Below are 26,842 nucleotides of genomic sequence, written 5' to 3' on the forward strand. Positions count from 1 at the left end.
GGTGAAACATGAGGTCGACCATGCCGACATGCCGATCGCCTACGGTCTTGCACACACGTCCCAGCCCATGATCGGCTCAACGGCTGGAACGTTGTTCCCTGAGGTACGAAAAGAAAGGTACAACCAAAAAAAGCAGGATGCCAACGCCCAGCACGGCGTGAACCAGCATTTTTACATACGTATGCACGGTGCCGCTCATGCTGCGCGATGGCATATCCGTGCGATAAGTAATCGGAACAACGGCGCCCGGCACCAACTCCTGGCATGTACCGTTGCCGTCGAAGCCACCCCACTGCGTCTCGCCCGTATAAACCTGGTCACCCACTTCGTAGCGATACGTGTAACTGAAGGCCCCTTTGCTGCCACAACCGCTACGCGCCACAACCACGCCCGTCGATGTCACGCTGCCATGACTGAACGGCAACACGTGCCCCATCAGGATGGGAAACAAAAGCACGCTAAACACTACCCACAACCAAAACATGATGCGGCGTGTTCTTGCGTAATAGTCCAGCAGGCCATCGCCCCAGCTCATAAGCCTCCCCCTTTCCTATTCCGAACTTGGGATTTATCGAAAAGCATTGCTCTTCCAGACGTCATTCCGGCCTTCGCCCACTGCCGTCCGGGGAAATTTTGCGAAAAAAGTAACGAGCACTTGAGAGACAACACGTTCGCATGATTCGCGCAGCAAGCGACTTAAAAAAAGCTTGCTCAACACGATACCCACGAGTGAACCAGAAACGGCCCCCTCCCCTGCGTGCAGGGGAGGGTTGGGGTGGGGTAAGGCGAGCGAAGCTCGCTTCCCGCTACGCGGGAATGAGCGTGAAACATCAACGGAACCTCTCGCGAGGTTGCTTCACCCCACCCCAACCCTCCCCTACTACACGTAGGGGAGGGGGCGATCCGGCAAGCTAAAAGTTTCCCGGACAGCAGTGGGGCTTCGCCGGAATGACGACTCGCTCTGAACTTGACCCCATTAAGTTCGGAGAATTGATCCTAGTCCACGCCACTTAGTTGCGGCGTTGAAGACGGCGCACTGTTTCTACGTGTCGCCACACATGAAGCCTCGACAGCTTGAAGTTTCTTTTGAACCATTAATTGTCGCGGACTTCGGACAGATTATCTTTTATCCAATCGGCGGCATCCTCCCCCACCTCCTTAGCGAGGCGATCCATTATGCCGCAAGTGCTTTTAAATGCACCCCATACACCGCCGTTCGACGTACGCTTGGACGTGGTTGTTTGCAGCACCTTGCCATCCTTGATCAGATCAAGTGTGACCGATATGTGCTTGGGGCCGGTCCATCCGCCACCATGAGAAGCGCCCCATACCGAGGTGATGGTGGTTTTCAACAGCAATCCGTTAGTGAGGTTTGCGCTACCGTCCACCTGTTTCGTTCGCTCATAGACCTTGCTGACCGATTCGAAGACCTGATCCCCGACCAACTCGGGCACCTTGCATTGCGCCTTGATCACGTCGGGGATGTTCGTTTCCTGAGGCAAAACTGCAGGCGTTTGAACATTCAACACGTTTCCGGCCATGCAGCTTGTGGAGAAAGCAGCAAGAGCAAACGCAGACACCATCTTCTTCATGAGAATCCCCTGTTTAATGGTTACCCTAATACCGCTTCCTGTTGGCCTTACGGTCTTCGCTGGCGCCTGACGACGCCATTCACAAAGAACAGCCAGAAGGCGACATAAGCCATCAGAAGAACGCTCGCCATCCCTCTTCCAAAGGCGCCAGCGGGAAGCGCAGGTGCCGTGGGATAGGCGAATTGCTGGTACAACGGCCACCACAGCGCTGCAAGCGATGTCCCGCCTATCACCAAGGCGACCCATAACACGATCTTCCATCCGAGCAGGCGCTTGTCGTTGAGTCGATCCACGACTGGCGCAGACGCTTCTTCCGCATCTACCACCGCATAATCTCCCTTCCAGGTGGCGTTAAGCACATCGAATGCAGTCGCCAGATGTCCCCGATGCACAAAGACGCGAACGCCACCCAAGGCGTAGAACCATAGTGGATCGACTTGAACGATATTCGCGCCGGACAAATGCGCGTCTACGCCTTCAACCCGCAGGCGGCCAAGCAGAATTTGCGCGTTGAGAGGCGAAAGGCCGCGTACTAGCTGAAGGTAGTTCGGGCGAGATGCACCGATTTCGTTCCCGGTGTTGGGCGCGTGGCCGGTCCCTTGGGGAAGCAAACCTCTTCGGTTCAATTCCGCCACCAAAAGCGAGAGCGCATGCTCATCGAGCTGTGCCGAAGCGGCATATTTCTGCAGCTCGTCGTCGGACATCTCAGCGAAGCGCTGCGCAAGATCGTTTTCCATAACTCTCCCTCGGGGCTACGCATCAACCCCAGTTTCCACCTATTTAACGACGTCGATAGACGCCGTCAAAGCGAACATTCATACCGCCGCAGTTGGTGTTATCGCTTACTACTAGCACATCTCCGATCAATCGAAGCGTTACATGGCAACTGTAATCAGCGTCCCCTTCTGAAAATGCCACCACGTTGCCGTTCGGTTTGCTCTGGCCGTTGAAGTCGCCAACGTTGGGGCCGCCAGGCGCTACGTCAGCGGACGGATTCGCCGAGGGCCAAAAGGCATGCCCCTCTGCGACAAGATGATCAGTCTGCAAGCTGAGGCGGATGGTGTCGTCCCCATCCTTCCAAAGCCCAGCCCAAGCCCTAAGAGGCGGGTTCTTGTCGACGGGAAGCGGCGACAATCGCGCTTGCTCCACCCATCCGGCCGTGCCACCTTTGCTGTTTGGGTAAAACGCACATACATGGGTGCCGTGAGTGTTACTGGTGATCAGTACGTCGCCCGGCAGTACGTAACCCCAGCCAGCGCAGGATGCTGGCTTTGAAGGACAGCCATCCGCATCCAACATAAAATTCAAATGCCCCTGGCCGATGACCTTGGCCAATCCGAGCGTGGCCTGGTCACTTGCAAAGTCTCCGTTTGCACAACTGAGATTTTTCGACTGATTTTCGGCAGCGATGGCAGAACTGCCTATCCACATCAAGGCGGCGATTAGCGCAAAACGAGCGACCGTCTCCATCTTATTCCTCCACGCATATCGGTCGAGACCAAATCTTCAAGGGCAACCCTCTCATCCCTTTTACTTTCTAATTCTTGCAATAAGTGCCGATCAGAGGCGTCAAGTACTGCTCAAGCGTTCCATTCGCCTCTTGCTTGCTTAGCTCATCAAGGCGAGGAATGTGCGCGTCAGGCTTGCTCCGCAGTATCGAGGCGTACGATTTAAGCATGCTGCGGAATCCGGCCAACTGATTGGGAACGAGCTTCCCCTTTTGCTCAGGATTTGCGATTTGATTGGCCGCGCTGCCAAAAATGAACTGTGCAACCAGTTCCGAACTGTAGGGAATATCTTTGCTCGGCAATGGCTTGAACAGGTCGGGACAGACGACATCGACCACGTCCTTGCTCTTGTCCTCCCAGTCCAACAGCCACGCCCGCATTGCCGGAGCTTGTGCATCAAACGGATTGGATTCGAGAAATGCGGTGTATGCAACAACACGGTCATGCTCCGTTTCAGCGAGCTTCGCGTTGACCGACGTACCTGCGAGTGCAACGAACAATAGAACCGACAGCGTCATGACTAAGCGCATATATCCCCTTACCGCATCCAATGGCGTTGCCTTAATCTATCACTGAAAGTGCGCTCCGATCCTGAGGCGTCCCAACGTCTTTTCGCCCGCCATTCCAGTGAAATCCGGGGTTACTTCGACTCCATTTCAGAGCGAATCGTCATTCCGGCGAAGGCCGGAATCCATGCTTCGTACTGGCGATGGATTCCGGCCTTCGCCGGAATGACGAGCCGCTCTGAAACAGCATCGTGGTGAACTTCGATTTTCTCACGGGAAAGACGGCAAAAAACGCAGGAATTCCTCAAACCCTGATCCGGGTTTTCGCATCGCGCAACAACTGTGCCCCACCTCCGCTTTTCAATCAGGTACACCTTATAATTATTCGGAGGATTTGGCGGCTCAACGGACGTAGATGGATCAATCCACGCTTCGCAAAAGGATAGAAGGAATGAAACGCGTTTTCTTAGTCCGCACCTTTGCCATTCTCTTTCTCGTACTGGCCTGCCCGATCGCTGGCGCCTGGGATTGGGGTTGGAGCCGGGGTTGTTTCGGCTTTGCCATAAACACCGATTGGGAAAGCTTTTCTATAGAGCGAAGCGAGAGGATTGTCAGAATCTGGCGGGGGCTGCCCGCCGAGAAAGCGGGTATCAGGGAAGGTGATCAAATCATCGAAGTCGAAGGCAAGCCGGTCGAGGGGGCGAAGGGCACCGAAATGGCGTCCCTTTATAGAAAGCGAGCCGGCGAAACACTCACGCTCAAGCTCATGCATTCCGATGGCGAAATCTATGAAGTTTCCATGGTGGCGATAAATCCCCCTTGGGGGTGGAACACAAACAAACCGTCACACACGTACATTCGATATTGAGCGAACGCTGCGTTGCCAGCTTTATTTCGTTAAGAGCTGGCAACAAAACCAAGAATGTCACTGTGCCCCTTATCCGGCTCCCTACGCTTTGCTGAAACCGTTTTGAAAACTTCAGCAAGTACTTATGCCAGCATCGCGGCCAAGGTCGATACGCAAATCACTACGCAGACTGCGAAGAAGCTGTTGAGCATCAGAGTTTCGAATTTCATGGTGGTTCTCCGTTCGACGAGTGAGTGAGGCTTTCGAAGTAGGTTCTGCAAGGCCGATGCCAACTGCATCGGGGCTCCAAAAACCGCATAACGGCGCCGTTTGCGATGGAGATTGGAGATAAGCCGCAATGTCCGCGGACGGTTGTCTGCGCTGTCCGGACGATGCACGGACAAGGCTATTTCAGGAAGGGTACGCCAACCTCGCTCATCCGGAATTGAACCCGGGGATCTTCTCGATGGGTTCGAGACTAGAACGGATCGCTCTTTATGCGACGAAGGTCAAAGATGGCTATTGACAGACGACAAATTTAAAAAAAACATACCTGAGTTGTTGGTAATAGATAACTCGGCTATTCAAGGATGGAGATACGGACGTGACCGATGAACTGAAGAACGTGTACAAGAACGTAGGATCACTTGATCGCTTCTTTGATGAAAAAACGCCGGTTGACCTCTTTCGAGGGCAAAAAATCGGCGACCATGCGGAACTGATGCAGCCGACACTGATTGGCTGGTACACCAAGCTTGAACCGCGGCATCCGGATGTTCTTGTGAACGACAGTGTTGGCGTTTCGCCTCAATACTCCGGTGGCGACTTTTCCGCTCTGATGACAGAAGGCAAGGATAAGGCAGCGACTGAGGAAATACTCAAGAACGCTGACAAATACACCGTGAAAGGTTGCCGCACCATGGTGGGAAAACATCGAGGCCTTTCAGTCTTCGACAAGACAAACCGGGCCTTGCGAAATTTCGAATGGTATAAAATTGAAAAGGGCACGGACATCCCGGAGCCCCTGGCCGTTACGCGAGACAGTGCACTCCTTGAATCAGTAAAGCCCATTCATTACACGGTTGCCCCAAAGGACGACATGCCGCTCCCGCTTTTTTTGCAGTACCTGAAGACACTCGGATCAAAGGCAAAGCTCGACAAGTAATCATTTGGGAGAAAAAACAATGGAGATTTCAGCTCAGGCAGTCATGATTGCGATCCGTTCAACGGTCATGGAGCGCTGCCGACTCATTGACTTGATTCAAGCTAGCGACATCGAGACGATTGATGAGGAGCATTTGTCGGAAGAAGTGATGGATATCGACAAAGCCCTGGGAGAGTTAGCAGGCTTATATGTTGCAGCATCAGCTAAAGACAAAGGATATCCTGACTTCGACACCGTAGTGACGTGTGCGGAAAAGGCCTGGAATTCAATGCGGCCCAATACTATTTAACGGTGATCTTCAACACGAAGTATTTTCAGCCCCCCGCGGAGCATCAAACTTCGATTCATGGCTGCACCGGGTATTGCTGATGGACGCACTTGATGTATTCCTATCGACCAGCAACTCGACAAATTGGCCGCTTACAACCAGGAGATCCTCGATGACCACCATGTTAAGCGGCATCCGGCAGTTCATTGAGCAGCGACCGGACGGCGCGACTACTCAGGAAATCCGACGGCATATCGAAGATACATACCCGGGTCGATGGTCCGCTGGCACCCTCACAACGAACTTATACGCTTGTGCAGTAAATCAGCCAGGTGCCTACAAGCATCACAGGTCCACTGAGAAGTTTCTTTTCAAAGACGTTGAGGGCAAGTTTCACATTTACGAATCAGAGAAATATGGCCCTAATGTATGGGTACCATCGGAGGACGATGAAACAGTCTCGGAAGATCCATCCAGTAACGAGCAGATCGAGCAACTCATTGAGGCATCGATCAGCTTCGAAAAGGACGTGGAGGCACATCTGATTCGAAACCTCGATTCCATCGAGAAAGGATTGCGCTTTGTTGATCGCCAAGTGGTCATTGACGTAGGCAGGGTTGACATCATCGCTGAAGACATCAAACAACGGCGGGTCATTATTGAACTGAAGTTGGGAGACGCCAAGGACGCGGCAGTTGGTCAGATCGCCCGATATATTGGCTGGTACGCCCGTAAGGACGGGAAGCCGCCGCGCGCGATGCTCATTGCGGGCGACTTGACTTCCCCGAGCCTGTTCGATATGCAGCAGAAGCGGTAAAAAACCTGGAGCTTATACGGTACCGAGTGCAGTTTGCCTTCGACACCGTGGCAGTCGACAGTTGACCAGATGCTTCCTGGGAGTCAATCGAAATCTACTGCACCAGATGTGTCACCTCTTGCCTCTCGCTTCGTTGTAGCCCGTTTCAGTCGCCTTGCTCGGGTGCGTCGTAGATCTGGCGGTAAATATCGTAGGCGGATGTCTCGGCAACCAGGACCAATTGTCCGAGCATATTGATAAATCGACGAGTGGCGTTCGGGCATAAGCTCGATACTCGGCATGCTTGTTCGTGCGAGTGGGGAGAAGCTTGTACGCACTGTCAAAGAAAGTTCACTCTGAACCCTTATTGCTCGTTCTTGTGTGCCCCCCAGGTGCTACGTATTGACTCAACCGGGCACCGTTCTTGACTCAGCTTGCGCCAACCACTATCTATTTTAATGTCGAATGCTTGACCAGAATCTCTATTAACTTCTGAGCAGCCTCATGCATCGTTAGCGCCGAGACTCCCGACACAACCGTTGCCTCTAAAAAAAACAAGGCAATGATCGAATCACCTAAACTCTCACCCAGCATCCATAAAAGAAGACTCAAAATAAAACATACAACAGAGTAAAAAATACCCACATACACCCTGTCAACTACTAATTGATAAAGAGGCCATCCGTAGAGAACCTGATTTAGTTCCTCCTTAGATGGAGCGCGTATCTTAGCGGACATATTAAACGTATATGCCGCCAATGCACCTGGCAAGATAGGAAGATATTTCCAAACTTCCTTATCACCCTTCAAATGATGCCCCAATACATTTAATACCGACGGCAGAAAAAAATACAGGCTGTACAAAATCACTGCAACAAGGAATTCTGGCGACACGAACATAGCCAAAAGAAGCCATAAAAGGCGCTTCATTCGCCATGCTCCATGTGACGATCATCTTTAATCTTATTAAAAATTTCGAGGACCCTAACATATAGCTCATAAGGCTCGGGAGTCTTTGAAAATGTAAAATTCACCGTCGTCTCTGATGTTTTTATAACTACCGTCTCATCCCCACTCTTGCCTCTTATCCTTCCTACGCCATAACCGTCTGCTGCCATTAATATGGCTGCATCTCCAATGGAAACTGGGTGTCCAGGCTCAAACGGTCTTTCTGAAGTTTGCTCTGATGCCTCTTTCACAAGCTCTGGAAGTTCCGTTTTAAGCACGTGTTTTAAAGGTGCATCTTCAACTATGGTCATCTTATCGACATTTCTACCACGTAAGTATTCTTCAAGCCGCTTCCAAAGTGGACCGAACAGTGGATTTGGTGGCGAAATTCTCGCTTCAATTTTAAAAATCCCATCCAAAGCGGAAATTTTATTTGAAAAAGTCTTCAGGTCAGTAACAAACGTTATTTCACAATCAACAAAGAAATTGTCGTAAGTTTTCTCAATAATTTGTGAAAAACGACGAGAAAATATCCATGGCTCTATGGAACCAGATACACCTAAAAACGCTACGCCAGAATGCTCAGGGATATAAATGAACGGACTTGACGCCACCAAAAGATTGGGCTCCGGCATCTTTTTCTCTGACTTCGACGCCTCATCGACAATCCCAACCTCCCCCTCCGGCGCATACTTGCTTAAACGTCCATATATGTATGCTCCAGGCGGACTGCTTTCTACGACATCAGTAAACGTCCAAGCGTTTTCTCGATATTTAATAGAAGCAGGGCTACGTATCGCGCCCATTAACATCTGTTGATTTAGTGAACCCAATTTCAGTACACGACCAGCGTAGTAAATTCCTTCTCTGCTCATAGTCCGTTCGCAGTTGTGAGTGAATTTGAAAATCTTGATTTTCAAAGAAAAACGGGGCGCTTTCGCTACCCCGTTTTCTTAGATGGTGCACAATCCAATTGAACTAGCCACACTTCGAGTAACCACAATTCAAACAAGTCTGACACCCATCCATCAACACCAACGCCTTCGTATTGCACTTCGCACACAACGTAGCCCCCGGCGGGAAGCCGGCTGAGTCGTTGGTGTCAGCGTCAGTGGGGCTGGCGACAGTCAGCTCAGTTTTTTTTTGAGTAGCTTGCTCGTAGGCGGCGCGCTTTTCGGCAATGAGCGCACGCTGGGCGTCAGTCATCTCGGGATCGTGGATGAGGCCGATGTTCTTCATATGCTGCTCGATCACCGCGCCGATCTCGGCGACGATGCTGGGCATGTAGACGCCGCCGGCCTTGAAGTAGCCGCCGCGGGGGTCGAACACGGCCTTGAGCTCTTCCACGATGAAGGTAACGTCGCCGCCTTTGCGGAAGACGGCGGAGAGGATGCGGGTGAGCGCGACGATCCACTGGAAGTGGTCCATATTCTTCGAGTTGATGAAGATCTCGAAGGGGCGGCGCTGTTCATATTGCGTGCCGGCGTTGAGCACGATGTCGTTGATGGTGACGTAGAGGGCGTGCTCGAACAACGGGGACTTGATCTTGAAGGTGGAGCCGATCAGGGCCTCGGGGCGCTCCAGGCTTTCGTGCATCTGGATGACTTCCGCCATCGGCGCCTCTTTGGGCTGCTCTACGGCGGGTTGCGCGGCGAGTGCGGCTTTGTCTTCGGGTTTGACGACCTCGTAGCCTTTGATCTTCTTCTCGATCTTGATCGTCATGTGGTGTTTCCTGTTGTTGTGTGTGGCTCTGTATGGAATGAGGTGGATTCGCTGGCGGCTCTTTCAAGCGCTGTGGCGAGGTTGGCCCCTCACCCCAACCCTCTCCCCGGAGGGGAGAGGGAGAAAATCTGGGAAGTGTGATGCTGAAAAAGAAATCCGGCCCGACTCACGTCGGGCCGGATTGCTCAGTACTTACTTCTTGCGGGCGGCCTTCTTGGCGGTTTTCTTGGTCGCCTTACGACCGGCCTTCTTGCTGGCAGTGGACCTCTTTACCGCCTTTTTGGCGGTTTTCTTGCTAGCGGCCTTTTTGGCCGTCTTCTTACCTGCGGCCTTGCGGGCCGTCTTTTTGCTGCTGACCTTCTTTGCAGCTTTCTTGGCAGCGCCCTTCTTGGCTGCCTTCTTGCTGGCTTTCTTTACAGCCTTCTTGGCTGCGCCCTTCTTGGCGGCTTTCTTCGCTGCACCCTTCTTGGCAGCTTTCTTCGCTGCTTTCTTGGCGGGAGCGGCTTTCTTGGCAGTGGCTTTTTTAGCTGCTTTCTTGCGACGAGCCTTCTTCGGCGCTGCTGCAGCCGGAGCGGGCTCTTCGGCTACCGGGGCGGCCGGCGTGAGCAGATCGTCATTGTGTACTTCGAACTCGGTATCGATAGACATGCGGGTATTCCCCTCCGGTACGTTGTTATGGAACCTTCATCAGGCTTGATCACGGTGTGCGGAAACGTAGCGCGATTTCGCGTTGCGTGCCACTACTAAAACTTTCCGTAATAGCCTTCCTTCAAAGCATCGAACAAATTGGCGGCGGTGTGTGTCTCTCCGTCGTACTCCACTTCTTCGTTGCCTTTCAGTTCCACAACACTACCGTCCTCCAATTCGAAGCGGTAGAGGGTGTTTTCCAGATCGGCTTCTTTCACCAGCACGCCCTGGAATGCAGCGGGGTTGAAGCGGAACGTGGTGCATCCCTTGAGGCCCTGTTTATAGGCGTAGAAGTAGATGTCTTTGAAGTCTTCGTAGGGGTAATCGGTTGGTACGTTGGCCGTCTTGGAGATGGAGGAATCCACCCAAAGCTGCGAGGCAGCCTGAATGTCCACGTGCTCTTTGGGGCTGATGTCGTCGGCGGCAACGAAGTACTCGGGCAGCTTGGCCTTGGGGTCGTCGCTGAACGGCATGGCATCTGCATTGATGAGCGCGCGGTAGGCGAGCAGCTCGAAGCTGTACACCTCGACCTTCTCTTTGGTCTTGCGGCCTTCGCGAATGACGTTGCGCGAGTAGTGGTGGGCAAAGCTGGGCTCGATGCCGTTACTGGCGTTGTTGGCCAGCGAGAGGGAGATAGTGCCGGTGGGCGCGATGGAGCTGTGGTGCGTAAAACGCGCGCCCGTTTCGGCCAATTCCTTAACAAGATTGGGCGCTACGCTGGCAACGCGTTGCATGTAGCGGCTGTACTTGGCGTGCAGCACGCGGCCGGGAATGAGGTCGCCCACTTTGTAGCCGTCGGTGACCATTTCCGGACGCTTGCGCAGCATGTCGCCGGTGACGGTGTAGTTTTTGGCAAGCACGGGTGCTGGGCCTTTTTCCTTGGCCAGCTCCAGCGCAACTTCCCAACCGGCCACGGCCATTTCGCGCGAGACGTCTTCGGTGAACGCCACCGCATCCGCGGCGCCGTAGCGCATCTTGAGCATGGTGAGCGTGCTGCCGAGGCCGAGGAAGCCCATGCCGTGACGACGCTTGGAGAGGATCTCGTTGCGCTGCTGTTCCAGCGGCAGGCCGTTGACCTCCACCACGTTGTCGAGCATGCGAGTGAAGATCTTCACGACTTCGCGATATTCATCCCAGTCGAAGCGGGCCTTGGGGCCGAAGGGATCGCGCACGAAGGTGGTGAGGTTGACGGAGCCGAGCAGGCAGGAGCCGTAGGGAGGCAATGGTTGCTCGCCACAGGGGTTGGTAGCGCGAATGTGCTCGCACCACCAGTTGTTGTTCATCTCGTTCACCTTATCGATGAGGATGAACCCGGGCTCGGCGTAGTCGTACGTGGAGACCATGATCATGTCCCACAGATGACGTGCACGGATGTGCCCGTAGATCTTGCAGGCGACCAGGCCGTCGTCGCGCACGACGTAGTTTTCGGTGGTGGGCCATTCGCGCCACACGATCTTGCTGGCGTCGCCGAGGTCGACGTCGCCCTGCTCTTTGACGTGCACGGGGAAGACCATCGGCCAATCCTGGTCGTGCTCGACGGCCTGCATGAAGCCGTCGGTGATCAACAGCGACAGGTTGAACTGGCGCAGGCGGCCGTTCTCGCGCTTGGCGCGGATGAATTCCTTGACGTCGGGATGGCTGACGTCGAACGTGCCCATCTGTGCACCGCGGCGGCCGCCGGCGGAGGACACGGTGAAGCACATCTTGTCGTAGATATCCATGAAGGACAGCGGGCCGCTGGTGTAAGCGCCCGCGCCCGACACGTATGCGCCGCGCGGACGCAGCGTGGAAAATTCATAGCCGATGCCGCAACCGGCTTTCAGCGTGAGGCCGGCTTCGTGCACTTTCTGCAGGATGTCGTCCATCGAATCGCGGATGGTGCCGGACACGGTGCAGTTGATGGTGGACGTGGCGGGCTTGTGTTCCAGCGCGCCGGCATTGGAGGTGATGCGGCCAGCGGGAATGGCACCGCGGCGCAGCGCCCACAGGAAACGCTCGTACCAGTGCTCGCGCAATTCGGGCGTGGCTTCTACCTCGGACAACGCACGTGCGACACGCTTCCAGCTGTCGTCGATGGTGGCATCGACCGGGTCACCGTTCTTGGTGCGCAGGCGGTACTTCTTGTCCCAGATGTCCTGCGATGCAGGCTGCAGCGGAATGGCGGCGGCATCGCGACTTGTGTTTGTTGCACGCAAGGTGCTCATGGGCTTCCTGACCTCCTGCATGGCCTCACGGCCCCGTTGGTTTCTTGTCTTATAGGTGTAGGTGTCATCAGTGACCGGGAAAGACCCGATCGTGCCCGATTCATGCCCTGCGCATGAGGGTCGAGCTCGGCTTTTTCGCGAACAGCGACAGCCCCTCCTGACGTTATTCGCCGCCCCACCACTTGGGTAGCAGATGGATCTCCGTACACAAGATGTTGTGGTTGCGACTGGGCGAACGTTACCCCCGCCATCGCCGGAAGTAAAGGGCTGACTGCATCGTTACGAGGATTAGGCTGAACATGTTCCTCCGACATGCCGATTGGCGGCTGCGCAACCGCCTGACAAGACGGATTTAGAATGCCTCGCTGCGAATCGGGCAATCACATTCGCATCGGCGGCACGCTGCGTGCTTGGGAACCGTCCGCGCGGCAGCGAGTCGAAGCAGCAGTTTTCATTCGCTTCAGGAGACTTCATGCACCCGCGTTTTCTCCGCAGTTTGACTGCCCTCTTCGCCGCCGCATCGCTTGCGGTATTTCCGCTGCACGCGCACGCGATCTTGCCGTCGGCGGTCAACGGCCAACCGCTGCCGTCGCTCGCACCGATGCTGGAAAAGGTGACACCGGCCGTGGTGAACATTTCCAGCAAGACGCGGGTGCGAGTGCGCAATCCGTTCTTCGACGATCCGGTGTTCCGCCAGTTCTTCGGCTTGCAAGGCACGCCGCGCGAACAGGTCGAGCAGAGCCTGGGGTCGGGCGTGATCGTGGATGCGGCGAAGGGTTACATCCTCACCAACAACCACGTGGTGGGTGGCGCTGACGACATCACGGTGACGTTGCAGGATGGGCGCAACTTCAAGGGCACGTTGGTGGGCACCGATCCGGCCACGGATGTGGCGGTGGTGAAGATCAATGCCGACAAGTTGCAGGCGTTGCCGATTTCCGATTCTTCCTCGCTGCGCGTGGGCGATTTCGTGGTGGCGGTGGGCGAACCGTTCGGTCTAGGTCAGACGGTGACATCGGGCATCGTGTCTGCGCTGGGGCGCTCTGGCTTGGGCGGTTCGAGTTTCCAGAACTTCATCCAGACCGATGCTTCGATCAATCCCGGCAATTCGGGCGGGCCACTGGTGAACCTGCGCGGCGAGCTGGTGGGCATCAATACGATGATTCTCTCGCCGTCGGGCGGCAATGTCGGTATCGGTTTTGCGATTCCGAGCAATGTCGCCACCGAGGTGATGCAGCAGCTGATCGAGCACGGCAAGGTCAGCCGCGGCAGCCTCGGCGCGCAGACGCAGGACATCACGCCGAACATCGCGCGCGTGCTGAACCTGAAGAGCAACGAGGGTGCGGTGGTGACGCGTGTGCTGCCGGGCTCGGCGGCCGAGCGTGCCGGCCTGCAGGAAGGTGATGTCATCACCGCGGTGAACGGCCAGGCGCTGCATGATTCCGGTGACCTGACCAATGCGATCGGCCTGTTGCCGGCGAACAGCACGGTGAATCTGAGCACGCTGCGTAGCGGTGCTACACGCAAGGTGACGGCGCAGCTCACGCCGCAGAAGATCGCCACGCTGGATGGCGCCAAGCTTGATCCGCGGCTGACCGGTGTGACGTTCAGCGACCTCAGTGACGAGCAGGCGAGTCAGGGGATGACAGGCGTGGTGGCAGCGGCGGTGAATCCCAACAGCCGTGCTGCGCAGGCAGGGCTTTCGTCGGGTGATGTGATTGTTGGCGTCGGCAATCGACGCATTACCAGCTTGCGGGATTTGCAGGGGCTTGCGGCGGCGCGTCCGCGTCAGCTGGTGCTGCTGGTGGCGACGGATGAGGGGTTGAATTACGTGGTGGTGCAGTAATGACTGCTCCCTCCCCTGCGTTGGCAGGGGAGGGTTGGGGTGGGGTTGCATGGGCTTGCAACAATGTTTGAATTCACCGCGAGATTGCGTCACCCCACCCCAGCCCTACTACACGTAGGGGAGGGGGTAGACGTCGGCAAGCCTGGCTTTCCACGCGATTACGACGAGATACCGCACGAAGAAAAGCAACAACATCGTGCGCATCACCAGCCCAATGCTGACCAGAACCGAAACGAAAATCGCGCTACGCAGCTCCCTCTAGCATCAAGTTTTCCACGCAACTCCATGAACGTACTTGCGGTTCATCGGCGCAATTGCTTGATGTTTTGCCTCCGGGCCGTTGAAATACCGCAATCCGTCACTGCGTGTACCCGCTGTCGACGGCACACTCGCCTTTATTTCTCCCATTCGCAGGTCGCGCCTTTCTATGCCAGTACGCATCACCCGTCTGCTCACCGCTGCCCTGATCGGCGCCGGTCTTTCCACTGCTGTGCTCGCTGCGGCCACGCAATCGCTCACCTGGCGCGGCGACGTGGTTACCGCCAACGGGGTGGTCAAGGGCGTCGTGAAAGCCTGGCAGTCGTCCGGGCATGGCTCGGTGCAGATTCAACCGTTCAACACGGCTTCTGGCTTGGATGCCGTTGCTGGCGGCTCCGCCGATATCGCCGGCAGTGCGCGCCCCAGCTCGGGCAGCGCCACCGATAGCGGACTTACCTTTACGCCAGTGGCATGGGATGGCCTGGTGCTGATCACCAGCCCGGCGAACCCGGTCAGCAACCTCACACTGCAGCAGGTGCACGACATCTACTACGGCAAGATCACCAACTGGAAAGAAATTGGCGGCAACGATGCGCCGATCGACGTATTCGCCGTGGCCAGCCCCGGCGACGGCGTGGAATTCAGCTTGCGCAAGCTGCTGTTCGGTCGTGGCAGCCAGCCAGTGGCGGCACCGCGTCTGTACGTGAATACCACGCAGTTGGAGCAGTCGGTCGCACTGGACCCGCGCGCCTTCGGCGTGACCACGCTGTCGAGCGTAGCTGGCAACGCGAAGATCAAGATGCTGCACATCGATGGCACGGCGCCGAGCGTTTCGTCCGTGGCCAGCGGCGCGTATCCGCTGTTTTCGCCGCTGTATCTGGTGACCAATTCGTCGAGCCCGAACGCTGCGGCAGCCAAGGAGTTCGTGGATTTCGCGCTGAGCGACAAAGGTGCCTCGGCACTGCGCGCGCGCGCGCTCGTGCCATATGACGCGGGTTCCACGTTGATTGCGATGGATGCCTCGCGCCGCAGCCGCATCCTTGCCGAAGTCGGTGCGCGCGCCAGCGCCGAGCCGACCCAGATCGCCGCTGCCCCCACGCGCACCGCTGCACCAGCCGCTGTTGCGGCTGCACGCCCGGCTGCTGCTCCGGCTACGCCGACGCTGGCCAAGGTCAGCGGCTCGGTGTTGACCCCACCACCAAGCAGCCTGAAAGGCGTGCGCGGCGACGCGTTTACGCAAATGGCCGCCGCCGATCGCGGCAGCTTCGCCAAGGTCACCAGTGATGCGTACGTGAGCCATGGCAAAGTGGCGATGGCCAAGGTCACGGCGAAAAACACCAGCAAGCCCTCAAGCATGGCGAACAAGGCCGAAAGCAAGAAGAAGCTGGCTGCTGTCGATAACAAGCCGGCGCGCAGCTATCGCGTTGCCGCCGGCGAGACGCTGTACTCCATCGCACGCAAGCACGGCGTGGACGTGGCGCAGATCCGCAACTGGAACCATTTGAAGGACAATACGGTGCGCACCGGTCAGGTGCTGCGCATCGAGAGTCGCTAATCGCTTGCAGATTCTTGCCATCACGATCGATCTGGACGACACCCTGTGGCCGGTCATGCCGGCCTTGCAACAGGCGGATCGTGACTTGGACGACTACCTGCGCCTGCATTACCCGCAGGTAGCGAAGACTTGGCCTATCCCCGCATTGCGCGAACTGCGCGCACTTGTGGCGGCCGAGCGCATCGACCTGGCGCATGACTTCACCGCGCAGCGCTACATCACCATGCAGCGCGCTTTCGATGCCTGCGGCGTGAGCGATGCACCGCTGGATGCAATGTTTGAAGTCTTCGCCGCCGCACGCAATGCGGTGACACTCTACCCCGATGCCCTGCCCGCGCTGGAACGCATGCGCATGGCGTTACCGATGGCAAGCCTGACCAACGGCAATGCCGATCTGGAACGCATCGGCCTGCACCTGCATTTCGCGCACCGCATTTCGGCGCGCGATGTGGGTGTGGCGAAGCCGGATGCGCGCATCTTTCTTGCCGCGGCCGAGAAGTTGGGCGTAGCGCCGGAGAACATCCTGCACGTAGGGGATGATCCGGAGCTGGATGTGGTGGGTGCGCGTGAGGCAGGGATGCGTACGGCATGGATCAATCGTGCGGGGCATCCGTGGCCGGGGACGCTGGGTGTCGCGCCGGATTTGGATTTGCGGGATTTGGCTGGGTTGGTGGCGTGGTTGGAAGCCGCGTCTAAGCCGTAGGTTGGGGTGCAAACCCCAACATCCTCGCGTACCCGTACATGTCGATGTTGGGGTTTGCACCCCAACCTACGATGTGCTGAAAACACGCGAGCGCTTTGAACCCCCGCGCAAAAGCGCGCATCATCTGCGGCTAACTCCACGACTCGCGCACACTCAACGCGCGCAAGGAACTGCATGTCCGCCCTGATCGCCCAATCCTCCGGTCGCCGCGCACCTACGCCGATCGAAGCCACTGACGCCACGCACCTTTCCAGCTTGCGCAAGCGCTTGAATGCCGCGCAGCGCAGTTGGCTGGATGAAAACGGCTTCGATGGAAAGCCCGGCAGCGTGTGTCTGGTGCCGGAGGCGAACGGCAAGCTGGCGCGCGTGGTGGCGGGTGTGGATCGGCAAGAATCACTGAGCGCGCTGGCGGCGCTGCCGCTGATGCTGCCCACGGCGGAATATACGTTGGCTCCGGAAAGCGTGCCGCTGGATCCGCAACTCTCCGCACTTGGCTGGGCGTTGGGCTGTTATCAATTCACCCGCTACCGCAACGCCAAGCGTCCGGGTTCGCCGCTGGTGGTCAACACCGCGACCTTGGCCACGCTGACGCCGCTGATCGAAGCTACGTACTTTGTGCGGGACCTGGTCAACACACCCACCGAGGACATGGGTCCGAAGCAGCTCGCCGATCAGATCAAGCAGTTGGGCAAGACCTACAAAGCCAAGGTACGCGAGTGGGTGGGTGAGGAACTGCTGGAAGACAACTTCCCCACCATCCACGCGGTGGGCCGCGCGAGCCATCGTCCGCCGCGCCTGGTCGAGTTGTCCTGGGGCAAGGCCAACGATCCGAAAGTGGTGCTAGTCGGCAAAGGTGTGTGCTTCGACACCGGTGGCCTGGATCTGAAGCCTTCCGACGGCATGCGCTGGATGAAGAAGGACATGGGCGGTGCAGCGCATGCGATCGCACTGGCCGGTTTGGTGATGGAAGCGAAGCTGCCGGTGCGGCTGACCTTGCTGGTGCCTGCGGTGGAGAACGCGGTGGCGGGGAATGCGATGCGTCCAGGCGAAGTGATCGTCACGCGTGGCGGTCACAGCGTGGAGGTCGACAACACCGATGCCGAAGGCCGCCTGATCCTGTGCGACGCACTGGCCTATGCATCCGAGCAGAAGCCGGAGCTGATCATCGACTTCGCCACCCTTACCGGCGCGGCGCGCGTGGCGCTCGGCCCCGATTTGCCGGCGCTGTTCGCCAATGACGATCAGCTTGCCGAAGCCGCACTCGCTTGCGGCAACACCGTTGCCGATCCGCTTTGGCGGCTGCCGTTGTGGCGGCCGTATCGCAAGTTGCTGGAATCCTATCTTGCTGACTTTGCCAATGCGGGTCCGTCGCGCCATGCCGGTGCGATTACCGCAGCGCTGTTCATGGAGCGCTTCATTCCCGAAGGCATGCCCTGGCTGCATCTGGATACGTATGCGTGGAATGACGGCGATCGCCCGGGTCGTCCGCGTGGTGGCGAGGCAATGGGGCTGCGCGCGATGTTTGCGTTGTTGAGCAAGCGCTACGGTTGAGTAGCGCCGAGGTGGCCCTCGTAGGTTGGGTTAGCGCAGCGTAACCCAACGTATTCATGCGGCATTGTTGGGTTACGCTGCGCTAACCCAACCTACGAATCCTCGTGCAGCCATGCTCCCATGCATGACTTCTGGCTTAGTCGCCCAGCCGCATAACGCCGCATGATGCCGGGATATCCACTCGGCACTCATGACCCATGCGCCCATTGCGTCCCGCCCTGCTCGCACTCAGCCTCACCCTTGGCCTCATCGGCTACGCCAGTGCCCAGAACCACCAACCGCCGCTCACCACGCTGACGGAAAATTCCGGTGGCGTGATGCCGCCCGAACAAAAACGCGTGCACTTCGATCATGCCGAATTGCATATCGCGGTTGATCCGGCGCAGCAACGCATCGATGCCACCACCGCGTTGAGCTTCACCGCGCGCGAACCCACCGACGTGCTGGTGCTGGACCTGGATCGCAACTTGCCGATCAGCGCGATCGAGGTGGATGGCAAGCCGCTGGCACCCAGCGCCTGGAGCAACCCGGAAGGACGCCTGCGCATCCAGCTGCCGAATGCACTGAGTGCCGGCGAGCATGTCTCCGCCACCGTGCATTACGGTGGCCAACCGCACGTGGCGAAGAAGGCGCCGTGGGATGGCGGTTTTGTGTGGAGTCACACGAAAGACGGTCAACCGTGGGTGGGTAGCGCCGTGGAGGGCGAAGGCTGCGATCTGTTCTGGCCCTGCATCGACCATCCGCAGGGCAAGCCGGATCTGGTGGATCTGTATGTGACCGTGCCCAAGCCGCTGGTGGCACCAGGCAACGGTGTGCTGGTCGGCATCAGCGACGAGGGTGACAAGCAGACCTATCACTGGCGCGCGAAACATCCGACCACTTATGCCATTTCCATCAACGTCGGCCCATTCAAGGAACTCACCGGCGAGTACCACAGCCGCTACGGCAATGTGATTCCGCTGCAGTACTGGTATCTGCCAGGCGAAGAGGAGCAGGCCCGCAAATTGTTTGCCGAATTCTCGCGCATGCTCGCTTTCAATGAAGCCATGATCGGTCCTTACCCGTTCGGCGACGAGAAGATGGGCGTGGTGGAAACGCCCTATCTCGGCATGGAACACCAGACCATCAACGCCTACGGCAACGACTATAAAAAGGACGGCGGCGGCTTCGATTGGCTGTTGCAGCACGAGTTTGCACACGAATGGTTCGGCAACCAGATGACCAATGCCGACTGGGACGACATGTGGCTGCACGAGGCTTTCGCAACCTACATGCAGCCGTTGTATAGCCAGTCGATCAACGGCGACATGGGTTATTACGCGTGGTTGCAGAAGATGCGCCTGGCCCTGCGTGATCACTTCCCGATTGTTTCAGGCAAAAGCCAGACCGAGGAGCAGGTCTACGACGACGACCATGGCCCCGGTCTGGACATCTACGACAAGGGTGCGCTGATGCTGCACTCATTGCGCGGATTGATCGGCGATCGGGATTTCTTCGCGAGCTTGCGCGTGCTGGTGTATGGGCGCCCTGATCCGAAGCCGGGCAATTTCGCGCCGCATTACGCTAGCTCGCATGATTTCATCGCTATCGTGAACAAGGTGACGGGGCGTGATCTAAGTTGGTTCTTCGATGTGTATCTGTATCAGGCCGAGCTGCCAGCATTGGATCAACAACGCGCGGGCAATACGCTGACCTTGCGTTGGCGGGTGCCGCATGACTTGCCCTTCCCGATGCCGGTGGAGGTGCAAGTCGGCGAGACCTTGCGCACGCTGCCGATGACACACGGCGAAGGCTCGCTGGAAGTACCGGCGGATGCGCTGGTGATCATCGATCCGCATTCGAAACTGCTGCGGGATTTGCCGCAGGTGACGGAGTATCAGCAGTGGGAGAAGGCACAGAAGGCGGCGCAGAGCAAAGCGAAATCTGGCTAATGCGTAGGTTGGGGTGCAAACCCCAACATTGCCATGTAGATCGAGATCACGATGTTGGGGTTTGCACCCCAACCTACGTGACCGCTCGGAATTTGCGTAATCGCGTGACCATCATGCGCAAGCCGCGCACGATCTTCGGCAGCAGCCAACAGATCAGCGCAATGAACAGCGCCAGCAAGATCAGCAGCACCAACGGATGCTGCCAGGCCAGATAAAGAATCCCCAGCAACGAAATATCCTCGCCAGCACTCGCGCCCCAATTGCTGAAAGGCTCGGGCGACGTGTTGATCAACGCTCGCGTACCGGATTTCGCCAGATGCGTGCCGGTGACGACTGCACCACCGAGCAACGCCGCTGCGATCTGCTCATCCGCACCTGAGTTCTTGAACACACCCCAGGCGAGCAAGGTGCCGACCGGGATGCGGATGAAGGTCTGGATGGAATCCCACACGCTATCGAACACGGGGATTTTGTCGGCCAGGAATTCGCCGACCGTCAGCACACCGGCCGTGACGAGCACCCAGTTGTGGCTGAGCACTTCCAAGCCTGGCGGCAAGGTGACGTAGCCCAAGCGCCCGAGCATGCCGGCGATGAACAAGGTGGCGTAGAGACGGATGCCGCTGGCCCAGGCGAGGCCGCCGGCGAGGGCGAGGTTGGAGAGCAGGTTCATAAGCGGCAAAGTCCTGATTGCGGCGAGACCTGCGGCATCCTCGCTCCAACCCGTTACGAAATCCATGGGCGTAGGTTGGGGTGCAAACCCCAACATCAGGGAGCGCACAGACATGGCGATGTTGGGGTTTGCACCCCAACCTACGAATGTTTCCCGCCATAAAAAAAGCAGCGCCGAAGCGCTGCTTTTTTTGTTTCATAGACCCTTGGCCTACTTGCCGCTCGACCCGGCCGCGGCCGGCGCCGGCGACGCACCCGGCTCCGTCATCGGTGTCGGCAGCGAGACCGGGCCATTGGCCGCGGCCATCGACGGGCTATCGCCCTGCTTGCCGCCGTACGGCAGTACTTCTGCCGCCAGCTTCGGGTCGGAACCGATCAGGCCAACTGCATCAAACAGGATGTGCGCGGTTTCCTGCAGCTGCGGATCAGGTGCCTTCTTGGCTTCTTCCTGCTGTTTCAATTCCGACTTCAGACTGCGCTCGCTCGGGTTGAGGCCGTCGTCGAGCTGGTCGTCATCGCTCACGTCAGCGGCGCCGCCGTCGATCGTCTTGTGGCGTGCGCGGAAGTCGGCCTGCATCGCATCCAACTGCTTGCGCTCGGCCTGGCGCTGGTCGTAATTCAGCGAGATGCTGGTGCGGTCGGCCAACTTCTTGTACTGGTTGAGTTCGTCCAGCATCAGCTGCCATGCCGGCGACTTGGCCACGCGTGCGTCATGCATCTGCGCCAGCTGCGACAGGTAGGCCTTCATATCGGCGACCGGCTTGTAGTCGGCGGGTGCGATCTGGGTCCACGGCAGCGCGTTGTCGTAGGTGGACTCGCCGAAATCCTTGTCATCGCCATTGCTCGGGTACTGAAGATCCGGCGTGACGCCACGCAGTTGGGTGGAGCCGCCGTTGATGCGGAAGAATTCCTGCACGGTCATCTTCAGCGCGCCGAAGTCCGGTTTGTTGTCGGTGTCGGCGGCGAAGCGGTTGAGGTCGATCAAGGTCTGCACCGTACCCTTGCCGAAGGTCTGCGTGCCGATGATCAGGCCGCGGCCGTAGTCCTGGATGGCTGCGGAGAAAATTTCCGACGCCGACGCGGTGCCACGGTTGACCAGCACGGCCAGCGGGCCACTCCAGCTCATGCCCGGATCGTCATCGCCCTGCACTTGCACCTGGCCGCGCGCATCGCGCACCTGAACCACGGGGCCCTTGTCGATGAACAAACCGGTGAGTTCGTTCGCCTCGTACAGCGAGCCGCCGCCGTTGTTGCGCAGATCCATCACCACGCCCTGCACACCTTCGGCCTTGAGTTCGCCCAGCAACTTGGCGACGTCGCGGGTGGCACTCTTGAAGTTCTTGTCGCCTTCGCTGCGTGCGCCGAAGTCGGAATAGAACATCGGCAGTTCGATCACCCCGATCTTGCGGGTGACGCCGTTGTCGGTGATCTCGATGACCTTCTTCTTGGCAGCCTGCTCTTCGATGGTGACTTTCTTGCGCACCAGCGAAATGGTGTCGTGCTTGCCCTCGGTGCCCTGGTCAGCCGGCACGATTTCCAGGCGCACGGTGGTGTCCTTCTTGCCGCGGATCAGGTTGACCACATCGTCGATGCGCCAGCCGACCACGTCCTGGATTGCGCCGGTGTCGCCCTGACCCACGCCCATTACGTAGTCGCCCACGTGCAGCTTGCCGGACTTGATCGCGGGACCACCGGGCACGAGTTCGCGGATCACGGTGTAATCATCGCGCTGCTGCAGCACGGCGCCGATGCCTTCCAGCGACAGCTTCATGGAGATGTCGAAGTTCTCGGCGGCGCGCGGACCCATGTAATCGGTATGCGGATCGGTGGAGTTCGCATACGCGGTCATGAAGGTCTGGAGCGCGTCCTGGTCATCGAGCTGCTTCATGCGGTCGATGTAATTGCTGTAGCGCTTGTCGAGCGTCTTGCGGATGTCGTCGTCGCTCTTGCCGGCCAGCTTCAGGCGCAGCCAGTCGTTCATGGTGCGCTTGCGCCACAAGTCGTTGAGCTCGTTCTGGTCCTTGGGCCAGTCGGCCTTCTTGCGGTCGATGGTGTAGGTGTCCTGGGTGTTGAAGTCGAAGCCCTGCTTCAACAGGCTGCGCGCATAGTTCATGCGGTCGATGGCGCGCAGGATGTACTGGTTGAAGATGTCGAACGGGCCGGACAGATCCTTGTTCCAGATCGCGTTGCCCAATTGGTCTTTGTACTTGGCGAACTTCGCCATGTCTTCCTGCGTGAAGAAGACCTTTTCCCCGTCCAGCAACTTGAAATACAAGTTGTAGATCTTCTGCGACATCGCTTCGTCGAGCGGCTGCGCGTCGTAGTGGAAGCGGGTGAGCAGGTGCGCGGAGATCAGTGCCGCGTTGGCTTCGTCGGCGGTCGGTTGCAGCGGCAGCGTGGATACCTTGCGCGGCTTGCTGGCGCCCATGTCGGCGGCCGATTGCGCGAAGGCTGCCGTCGTGGTGACGCTCAAAGCGACCAACAGGGCTAGCAGGGGACGAAAGCGAAGGGTCATGGGTTTCTCTTCAGGCGTGCTCGGTGACGCCAGCCGCGTGAGCCTGCTGGTCGGCGTGATAGGAAGAACGGACAAGCGGGCCGGAGGCGACGTGATGGAAACCCATCGCCTCGCCGGCAACGCGCAGTGATTCGAATTCATCCGGCGTCCAGTAGCGCACCACTGGATGATGATGCGGTGTGGGCTGCAGGTATTGGCCGATGGTGACCATCTCCACATCATGCGCGCGCAGGTCACGCAGCGTTTCGATCACTTGTTCGTAGGTTTCGCCCAGGCCCAGCATGATGCCGGACTTGGTGGGCACATCCGGATGCTGCGCCTTGAAGCGCTTGAGCAGATCCAGCGACCACTGGTAGTCGGCACCCGGACGCACTTCGCGATACAGGTGCGGCACGGTTTCAAGGTTGTGGTTGAACACGTCCGGTGGGAAATCCTTCAACACTTCCAGCGCGCGCTCCATGCGGCCCTTGCCACGGAAATCGGGCGTAAGGATTTCGATGCGGGTGGTGGGGTTGGCATGGCGCACGGCGCGGATGCAGGCAGCGAAATGTTCCGCACCGCCATCGCGCAGGTCGTCGCGATCCACCGAGGTGATCACCACGTACTTCAGGCGCATGTCGCGGATGGTGTCGGCCAGGCGCGCCGGTTCCAGCGGATCGGGCGCAGCCGGACGGCCGTGTGCCACATCGCAGAACGAACAACGGCGCGTGCACACGTCACCCAGGATCATGAAGGTGGCGGTGCCCTTGCTGAAACACTCGTGGATGTTCGGGCAGGAGGCTTCTTCGCATACCGTGACCAGCGCGTTCTCGCGCAAGCGTGCCTTCAACTGCTGTACGGCGTTGCCCTGTGGCAGACGCACGCGGATCCAGCTGGGTTTGCGCAGTGTGGGAACGTTGGTATCGAAGCCGGCGCGGTTGAGGGCGATCTTGTCGCCCCCGAGTTGCTTCTCGGCTGGCGCGCCGCTGACGACGCTGATCGGAATGGCTTTGCTGGAGGATGCGCTGGTATCGCTCATGAAATAGCTCAGACCGCCATGCGAGCGGGGAGTTCGGGAATCACGGGAGCGGCCGATTCAGCCTCGAAGCCGAACTGCCGGCAGAACTGACCGATCAGCACATCCTCGACGTCCGACAGCCGCGACGGACCGCCCAAGTCTAGCACCTGTGTGACCGCCAGGCCCTTGTAACCGCAAGGATTAATGCGGTGGAACGGTTCCAGGTTCATGTTTACGTTGAAGGCCAGCCCATGGAAGCTGCAGCCGCGGCGCACGCGCAGGCCCAGGGCTGCCACCTTGGCGTCCGCCACATAGACCCCGGGTGCGCCTTCACGGCGTACGGCCTCGATATTCCAGTGCTCCAGGGTATCGATGATGGCCTGCTCGATCCGACTGACCAGCTCACGCACCCCTACCCCGGCACGGCGCAGGTCGATCAGCGGATAAGCCACGATCTGGCCGGGGCCGTGATAGGTGACCTGTCCGCCACGGTCCACCGACACGACCGGAATCTCACCCGGTGCCAGGACGTGCTCCATCTTGCCGGCTTGTCCGAGCGTGAAGACGGGATCGTGCTCCAACACCCACAGCTCGTCAGTGGTATCGGCGGTGCGGTTGTCGGTGAAAGCGCTCATCGCCTGCCAGACCGGCGCGTAGGGTTGGCGGCCGAGACGGCGGATTTTTAACGGTAGGGACATGGATCGTGGGGCCTGCGCGGGGATGGGGCCAATCTGTGGCCATCGGCAATGGCTTGCAAGTGACGGAAGTGGCGTCTGATCTTGCTGTGTTGCTGCAACATTCCTTGCAAGAGTGGCCCCCACCCTTCCCTCCCCCGGAGGGACGAGGGAAAAATCCGGACTCACAGCGTATAGCGGATATCCGGATCGGCGCGCAGCGCGGTGTGCGCCAGGTCGTACTGCTCACGGGTTTCGCAGCGGAAGCTGACGGTGACGGACAGGAAGTTGCCTTCGCGTGAATGGCGATGTTTCACCGTCTCGTGCAGCACGTGCAAACCGATGCCTTCCAGGATCTGCGGCACGCGGGCCTTCAGGTCCGCGCTGGCGTTGCCCATGGCGGTGATCTCGAACTCGCCGGGGAATTGGAATCCCTGGCCTTCTTGTTGCGCTTTGATGTCGCTCAGTTCTTTCATGGGCGTTCTCCGAATGACTCCTCATCTCACCCGGCCGTCATTCCCGCGAAAGCGGGAATCCATTTTCGCCTTTTGCACTGGAGCAAAATGGATTCCCGCTTTCGCGGGAATGACGTCCATGTGTTAGCGCCCTCCCGGCAAGGGCCGAGCGCGTCAATGCCTACTTCTTGCCGCTACCGTGAAACCAAAGCAGGATGCTGTCCCACAACCGCTTGAAGAAACCGCCCTGCGGCGCATCGTTGAGCGCAACCAGCGGCACATCCATGATGTTCTGGCCGTCTTGCGTGATGTGCAGCGTGCCGACCTGCTGGCCCTTCTTGTAAGGCGCAATCAGCGTGGACGGAATGTCCATCGTTGCTTTGAGTTTCTCGTAGTCGCCCGTTTTTACGGTGACCAACACATCCTGCATCACGCCCAGCGGCAGTTGATCTTCCTCGCCCTTCCACAGGCGCGGCGTGGACAGCGGCTTGTTGGCTTCGTAGAGCTTGTGTGTTTCGTAGAAACGGAAGCCGTAGTTGAGCAGCGCAATCGCGGCATCCGCACGTGACTTCTCGCTGCTGGAGCCCATCACGATCGCGATCATGCGTGCATCACCGCGCTTGGCCGACGCGGCCAGGCAGAAACCGGCCTCGGCGGTGTGGCCGGTCTTGATGCCGTCCACGCTCGGATCGCGCCATAGCAGGGTATTGCGGTTGCCCTGCTTGATGCCGTTCCAGGTGAATTCCTTGATCGCGGAGATGGCGTAGTCGTCCGGATAGTCGTGGATCAGCGCACGCGAAAGAATCGCGATGTCGTGCGCCGTGGAGTAGTGATCAGGAATCGGATAGCCGGAGGCGTTCGCGAAGTGCGAGTTCACCATGCCGAGTTGCTTGGCATAGGCGTTCATCAGGTTCGCGAACGTTTCTTCGGAACCGGCGGTGTGTTCGGCCAGCGCGATGGCCGAGTCGTTGCCGGACTGGATGATCATGCCGTACAGCAGATCCTTCAGCGGCACCTGGCTGTTGAGCTTGAGGAAGCTGGTCGAGCCGTCCGTGCCCGCACCACCCGCGCGCCACGCGTGTTCGCTGATCGACACCTGATCGGTAAGGTGGATCTTGCCGGAGGCAAGCTGTGCCGAGACCACGTAGTCGGTCATGATCTTGGTGATCGAGGCCGGTTCCACGCGTTCATCGGGATTCTTGGAGGCAAGGACCTGGCCGGTGGTGTAGTCCATCAGCACCCAGGCCTTCGCGTCGACATCCGGTGGCGGCGGTACTGGCACCGCCACGGCAGCTGGCGCGGGCGGCGGATTCGGTACGGGCTTGGGCGGAGTCTGTTGTGCAACGGCACTGACACCGAACACCAGTGCGGCAGCGGCAAGTATGTGCAGGGAACGGCGGAACGGATTCATTTTGGGCTTGCTTCCGATTTCTATGTGCTCGGCG

The 26,842-nt window shown here is 58.4% G+C and carries 25 protein-coding genes; 9 read left to right on the forward strand and 16 right to left on the reverse strand.

Annotated elements, in window-relative coordinates; translation table 11 throughout:
• Positions 1-76: 76 nt before the first annotated feature.
• From IEX75_RS05910 to IEX75_RS05930, 5 genes are all read right to left on the reverse strand, one after another.
• The gene (locus tag IEX75_RS05910) at positions 77-535 is read right to left on the reverse strand and encodes a hypothetical protein (RefSeq protein ID WP_188793298.1); all 459 of its coding nucleotides are present in this window, start codon (positions 533-535) and stop codon (positions 77-79) included.
• A 559-nt stretch (positions 536-1,094) separates the two neighbouring features.
• Positions 1,095-1,592, reverse strand: coding sequence for a hypothetical protein (locus IEX75_RS05915; protein WP_188793300.1), 498 nt, complete (start codon positions 1,590-1,592; stop codon positions 1,095-1,097).
• Positions 1,593-1,639: 47 nt separating this feature from the next.
• The gene (locus IEX75_RS05920; RefSeq protein WP_188793301.1) at positions 1,640-2,329 is read right to left on the reverse strand and encodes a hypothetical protein; all 690 of its coding nucleotides are present in this window, start codon (positions 2,327-2,329) and stop codon (positions 1,640-1,642) included.
• 43 nt (positions 2,330-2,372) lie between these two features.
• Positions 2,373-3,062 (reverse strand): hypothetical protein, encoded by a 690-nt coding sequence (locus IEX75_RS05925; protein WP_188793302.1) that lies wholly within the window; start codon positions 3,060-3,062, stop codon positions 2,373-2,375.
• Positions 3,063-3,129: 67 nt separating this feature from the next.
• Positions 3,130-3,618 (reverse strand): hypothetical protein, encoded by a 489-nt coding sequence (locus IEX75_RS05930; protein WP_188793303.1) that lies wholly within the window; start codon positions 3,616-3,618, stop codon positions 3,130-3,132.
• Positions 3,619-4,057: 439 nt separating this feature from the next.
• On the opposite strand from IEX75_RS05930, the gene IEX75_RS05935 reads away from it, so the two are divergent.
• From IEX75_RS05935 to IEX75_RS05950, 4 genes are all read left to right on the forward strand, one after another.
• The gene (locus tag IEX75_RS05935) at positions 4,058-4,474 is read left to right on the forward strand and encodes a PDZ domain-containing protein (protein WP_188793304.1); all 417 of its coding nucleotides are present in this window, start codon (positions 4,058-4,060) and stop codon (positions 4,472-4,474) included.
• A gap of 583 nt (positions 4,475-5,057) precedes the next feature.
• Complete coding sequence (locus IEX75_RS05940) at positions 5,058-5,618, forward strand: Tse2 family ADP-ribosyltransferase toxin (RefSeq protein ID WP_188793305.1); 561 nt, start codon at positions 5,058-5,060, stop codon at positions 5,616-5,618.
• Positions 5,619-5,637: 19 nt separating this feature from the next.
• On the forward strand, positions 5,638-5,907 hold the full coding sequence (locus IEX75_RS05945; RefSeq protein WP_188793306.1) for a hypothetical protein: 270 nt from the start codon (positions 5,638-5,640) through the stop codon (positions 5,905-5,907).
• Between the two features lie 151 nt (positions 5,908-6,058).
• Positions 6,059-6,703 (forward strand): endonuclease NucS domain-containing protein, encoded by a 645-nt coding sequence (locus IEX75_RS05950; protein ID WP_229720649.1) that lies wholly within the window; start codon positions 6,059-6,061, stop codon positions 6,701-6,703.
• Between the two features lie 429 nt (positions 6,704-7,132).
• On the opposite strand, the gene IEX75_RS05955 is transcribed toward IEX75_RS05950, so the two are convergent.
• The 5 genes from IEX75_RS05955 to IEX75_RS05975 form a co-directional block, all read right to left on the reverse strand.
• Positions 7,133-7,612, reverse strand: a complete 480-nt coding sequence (locus IEX75_RS05955) for a hypothetical protein (protein WP_188793307.1) — start codon at positions 7,610-7,612, stop codon at positions 7,133-7,135.
• Positions 7,609-8,505 carry a DUF4747 family protein gene (locus IEX75_RS05960; protein ID WP_229720650.1) on the reverse strand — a complete coding sequence of 299 codons (897 nt, stop codon included), beginning with the start codon at positions 8,503-8,505 and terminating at the stop codon, positions 7,609-7,611. The genes IEX75_RS05955 and IEX75_RS05960 overlap by 4 nt, the downstream gene beginning before the upstream one ends.
• Positions 8,506-8,608: 103 nt before the next feature.
• The gene (locus IEX75_RS05965; RefSeq protein ID WP_188793308.1) at positions 8,609-9,352 is read right to left on the reverse strand and encodes a TSCPD domain-containing protein; all 744 of its coding nucleotides are present in this window, start codon (positions 9,350-9,352) and stop codon (positions 8,609-8,611) included.
• Positions 9,353-9,544: 192 nt separating this feature from the next.
• Complete coding sequence (locus IEX75_RS05970) at positions 9,545-10,000, reverse strand: hypothetical protein (RefSeq protein ID WP_188793310.1); 456 nt, start codon at positions 9,998-10,000, stop codon at positions 9,545-9,547.
• 95 nt (positions 10,001-10,095) lie between these two features.
• Complete coding sequence (locus tag IEX75_RS05975) at positions 10,096-12,243, reverse strand: adenosylcobalamin-dependent ribonucleoside-diphosphate reductase (RefSeq protein ID WP_188793312.1); 2,148 nt, start codon at positions 12,241-12,243, stop codon at positions 10,096-10,098.
• Positions 12,244-12,715: 472 nt separating this feature from the next.
• On the opposite strand from IEX75_RS05975, the gene IEX75_RS05980 reads away from it, so the two are divergent.
• The 5 genes from IEX75_RS05980 to IEX75_RS06000 all read left to right on the forward strand — a co-directional run bounded on the left by IEX75_RS05980 (position 12,716) and on the right by IEX75_RS06000 (position 20,087).
• Positions 12,716-14,089: a DegQ family serine endoprotease gene (locus IEX75_RS05980; RefSeq protein WP_188793314.1), complete on the forward strand. Its 1,374-nt coding sequence runs from the start codon at positions 12,716-12,718 to the stop codon at positions 14,087-14,089.
• 427 nt (positions 14,090-14,516) lie between these two features.
• Positions 14,517-15,902: a LysM peptidoglycan-binding domain-containing protein gene (locus IEX75_RS05985; RefSeq protein ID WP_188793316.1), complete on the forward strand. Its 1,386-nt coding sequence runs from the start codon at positions 14,517-14,519 to the stop codon at positions 15,900-15,902.
• 4 nt (positions 15,903-15,906) lie between these two features.
• Positions 15,907-16,605 carry an HAD family hydrolase gene (locus tag IEX75_RS05990; RefSeq protein ID WP_188793318.1) on the forward strand — a complete coding sequence of 233 codons (699 nt, stop codon included), beginning with the start codon at positions 15,907-15,909 and terminating at the stop codon, positions 16,603-16,605.
• A 174-nt stretch (positions 16,606-16,779) separates the two neighbouring features.
• The gene (locus IEX75_RS05995) at positions 16,780-18,156 is read left to right on the forward strand and encodes a leucyl aminopeptidase family protein (protein ID WP_188793320.1); all 1,377 of its coding nucleotides are present in this window, start codon (positions 16,780-16,782) and stop codon (positions 18,154-18,156) included.
• Positions 18,157-18,353: 197 nt separating this feature from the next.
• A complete protein-coding gene (locus IEX75_RS06000) occupies positions 18,354-20,087 on the forward strand; it encodes a M1 family metallopeptidase (protein ID WP_188793322.1) in 1,734 nt (577 codons plus the stop codon).
• A gap of 73 nt (positions 20,088-20,160) precedes the next feature.
• On the opposite strand, the gene IEX75_RS06005 is transcribed toward IEX75_RS06000, so the two are convergent.
• The 6 genes from IEX75_RS06005 to IEX75_RS06030 form a co-directional block, all read right to left on the reverse strand.
• Positions 20,161-20,757, reverse strand: a complete 597-nt coding sequence (locus IEX75_RS06005; RefSeq protein ID WP_229720651.1) for a DUF4126 domain-containing protein — start codon at positions 20,755-20,757, stop codon at positions 20,161-20,163.
• A 210-nt stretch (positions 20,758-20,967) separates the two neighbouring features.
• The gene (locus IEX75_RS06010; protein WP_188793324.1) at positions 20,968-23,271 is read right to left on the reverse strand and encodes a carboxy terminal-processing peptidase; all 2,304 of its coding nucleotides are present in this window, start codon (positions 23,269-23,271) and stop codon (positions 20,968-20,970) included.
• Positions 23,272-23,281: 10 nt separating this feature from the next.
• On the reverse strand, positions 23,282-24,289 hold the full coding sequence (gene lipA / locus IEX75_RS06015; protein WP_188793326.1) for a lipoyl synthase: 1,008 nt from the start codon (positions 24,287-24,289) through the stop codon (positions 23,282-23,284).
• An 8-nt stretch (positions 24,290-24,297) separates the two neighbouring features.
• The gene (gene lipB, locus IEX75_RS06020; RefSeq protein WP_188793328.1) at positions 24,298-24,966 is read right to left on the reverse strand and encodes a lipoyl(octanoyl) transferase LipB; all 669 of its coding nucleotides are present in this window, start codon (positions 24,964-24,966) and stop codon (positions 24,298-24,300) included.
• Between the two features lie 161 nt (positions 24,967-25,127).
• Positions 25,128-25,418 carry a YbeD family protein gene (locus IEX75_RS06025; protein WP_188793330.1) on the reverse strand — a complete coding sequence of 97 codons (291 nt, stop codon included), beginning with the start codon at positions 25,416-25,418 and terminating at the stop codon, positions 25,128-25,130.
• 160 nt (positions 25,419-25,578) lie between these two features.
• Entirely contained in the window at positions 25,579-26,808 is a 1,230-nt protein-coding gene (locus IEX75_RS06030; protein ID WP_188793332.1) for a D-alanyl-D-alanine carboxypeptidase family protein, read from the reverse strand.
• Positions 26,809-26,842: the final 34 nt, after the last annotated feature.

The sequence above is a fragment of the Dyella nitratireducens genome (assembly GCF_014642835.1).
GTDB classification, from domain to species: Bacteria; Pseudomonadota; Gammaproteobacteria; order Xanthomonadales; family Rhodanobacteraceae; genus Dyella_B; species Dyella_B nitratireducens.

What these genes read in the sequence shown, in the direction of transcription:
- lipB (WP_188793328.1), bottom strand. Translation starts at nt 24,966, where the DNA reads ATGTCCCTACCGTTAAAAATCCGCCGTCTCGGCCGCCAACCCTACGCG.
- IEX75_RS05965 (WP_188793308.1), bottom strand. Translation starts at nt 9,352, where the DNA reads ATGACGATCAAGATCGAGAAGAAGATCAAAGGCTACGAGGTCGTCAAA.
- IEX75_RS05960 (WP_229720650.1), bottom strand. Translation starts at nt 8,505, where the DNA reads ATGAGCAGAGAAGGAATTTACTACGCTGGTCGTGTACTGAAATTGGGT.
- IEX75_RS05910 (WP_188793298.1), bottom strand. Translation starts at nt 535, where the DNA reads ATGAGCTGGGGCGATGGCCTGCTGGACTATTACGCAAGAACACGCCGC.
- IEX75_RS05985 (WP_188793316.1), top strand. Translation starts at nt 14,517, where the DNA reads ATGCCAGTACGCATCACCCGTCTGCTCACCGCTGCCCTGATCGGCGCC.
- IEX75_RS05920 (WP_188793301.1), bottom strand. Translation starts at nt 2,329, where the DNA reads ATGGAAAACGATCTTGCGCAGCGCTTCGCTGAGATGTCCGACGACGAG.
- IEX75_RS06025 (WP_188793330.1), bottom strand. Translation starts at nt 25,418, where the DNA reads ATGAAAGAACTGAGCGACATCAAAGCGCAACAAGAAGGCCAGGGATTC.
- IEX75_RS05915 (WP_188793300.1), bottom strand. Translation starts at nt 1,592, where the DNA reads ATGAAGAAGATGGTGTCTGCGTTTGCTCTTGCTGCTTTCTCCACAAGC.
- IEX75_RS05950 (WP_229720649.1), top strand. Translation starts at nt 6,059, where the DNA reads ATGACCACCATGTTAAGCGGCATCCGGCAGTTCATTGAGCAGCGACCG.
- IEX75_RS06030 (WP_188793332.1), bottom strand. Translation starts at nt 26,808, where the DNA reads ATGAATCCGTTCCGCCGTTCCCTGCACATACTTGCCGCTGCCGCACTG.
- IEX75_RS05955 (WP_188793307.1), bottom strand. Translation starts at nt 7,612, where the DNA reads ATGAAGCGCCTTTTATGGCTTCTTTTGGCTATGTTCGTGTCGCCAGAA.
- IEX75_RS05980 (WP_188793314.1), top strand. Translation starts at nt 12,716, where the DNA reads ATGCACCCGCGTTTTCTCCGCAGTTTGACTGCCCTCTTCGCCGCCGCA.
- IEX75_RS05930 (WP_188793303.1), bottom strand. Translation starts at nt 3,618, where the DNA reads ATGACGCTGTCGGTTCTATTGTTCGTTGCACTCGCAGGTACGTCGGTC.
- IEX75_RS06010 (WP_188793324.1), bottom strand. Translation starts at nt 23,271, where the DNA reads ATGACCCTTCGCTTTCGTCCCCTGCTAGCCCTGTTGGTCGCTTTGAGC.
- IEX75_RS05975 (WP_188793312.1), bottom strand. Translation starts at nt 12,243, where the DNA reads ATGAGCACCTTGCGTGCAACAAACACAAGTCGCGATGCCGCCGCCATT.
- IEX75_RS05945 (WP_188793306.1), top strand. Translation starts at nt 5,638, where the DNA reads ATGGAGATTTCAGCTCAGGCAGTCATGATTGCGATCCGTTCAACGGTC.
- IEX75_RS05925 (WP_188793302.1), bottom strand. Translation starts at nt 3,062, where the DNA reads ATGGAGACGGTCGCTCGTTTTGCGCTAATCGCCGCCTTGATGTGGATA.
- IEX75_RS05970 (WP_188793310.1), bottom strand. Translation starts at nt 10,000, where the DNA reads ATGTCTATCGATACCGAGTTCGAAGTACACAATGACGATCTGCTCACG.
- IEX75_RS06000 (WP_188793322.1), top strand. Translation starts at nt 18,354, where the DNA reads ATGCGCCCATTGCGTCCCGCCCTGCTCGCACTCAGCCTCACCCTTGGC.
- IEX75_RS05995 (WP_188793320.1), top strand. Translation starts at nt 16,780, where the DNA reads ATGTCCGCCCTGATCGCCCAATCCTCCGGTCGCCGCGCACCTACGCCG.
- IEX75_RS06005 (WP_229720651.1), bottom strand. Translation starts at nt 20,757, where the DNA reads ATGAACCTGCTCTCCAACCTCGCCCTCGCCGGCGGCCTCGCCTGGGCC.
- lipA (WP_188793326.1), bottom strand. Translation starts at nt 24,289, where the DNA reads ATGAGCGATACCAGCGCATCCTCCAGCAAAGCCATTCCGATCAGCGTC.
- IEX75_RS05935 (WP_188793304.1), top strand. Translation starts at nt 4,058, where the DNA reads ATGAAACGCGTTTTCTTAGTCCGCACCTTTGCCATTCTCTTTCTCGTA.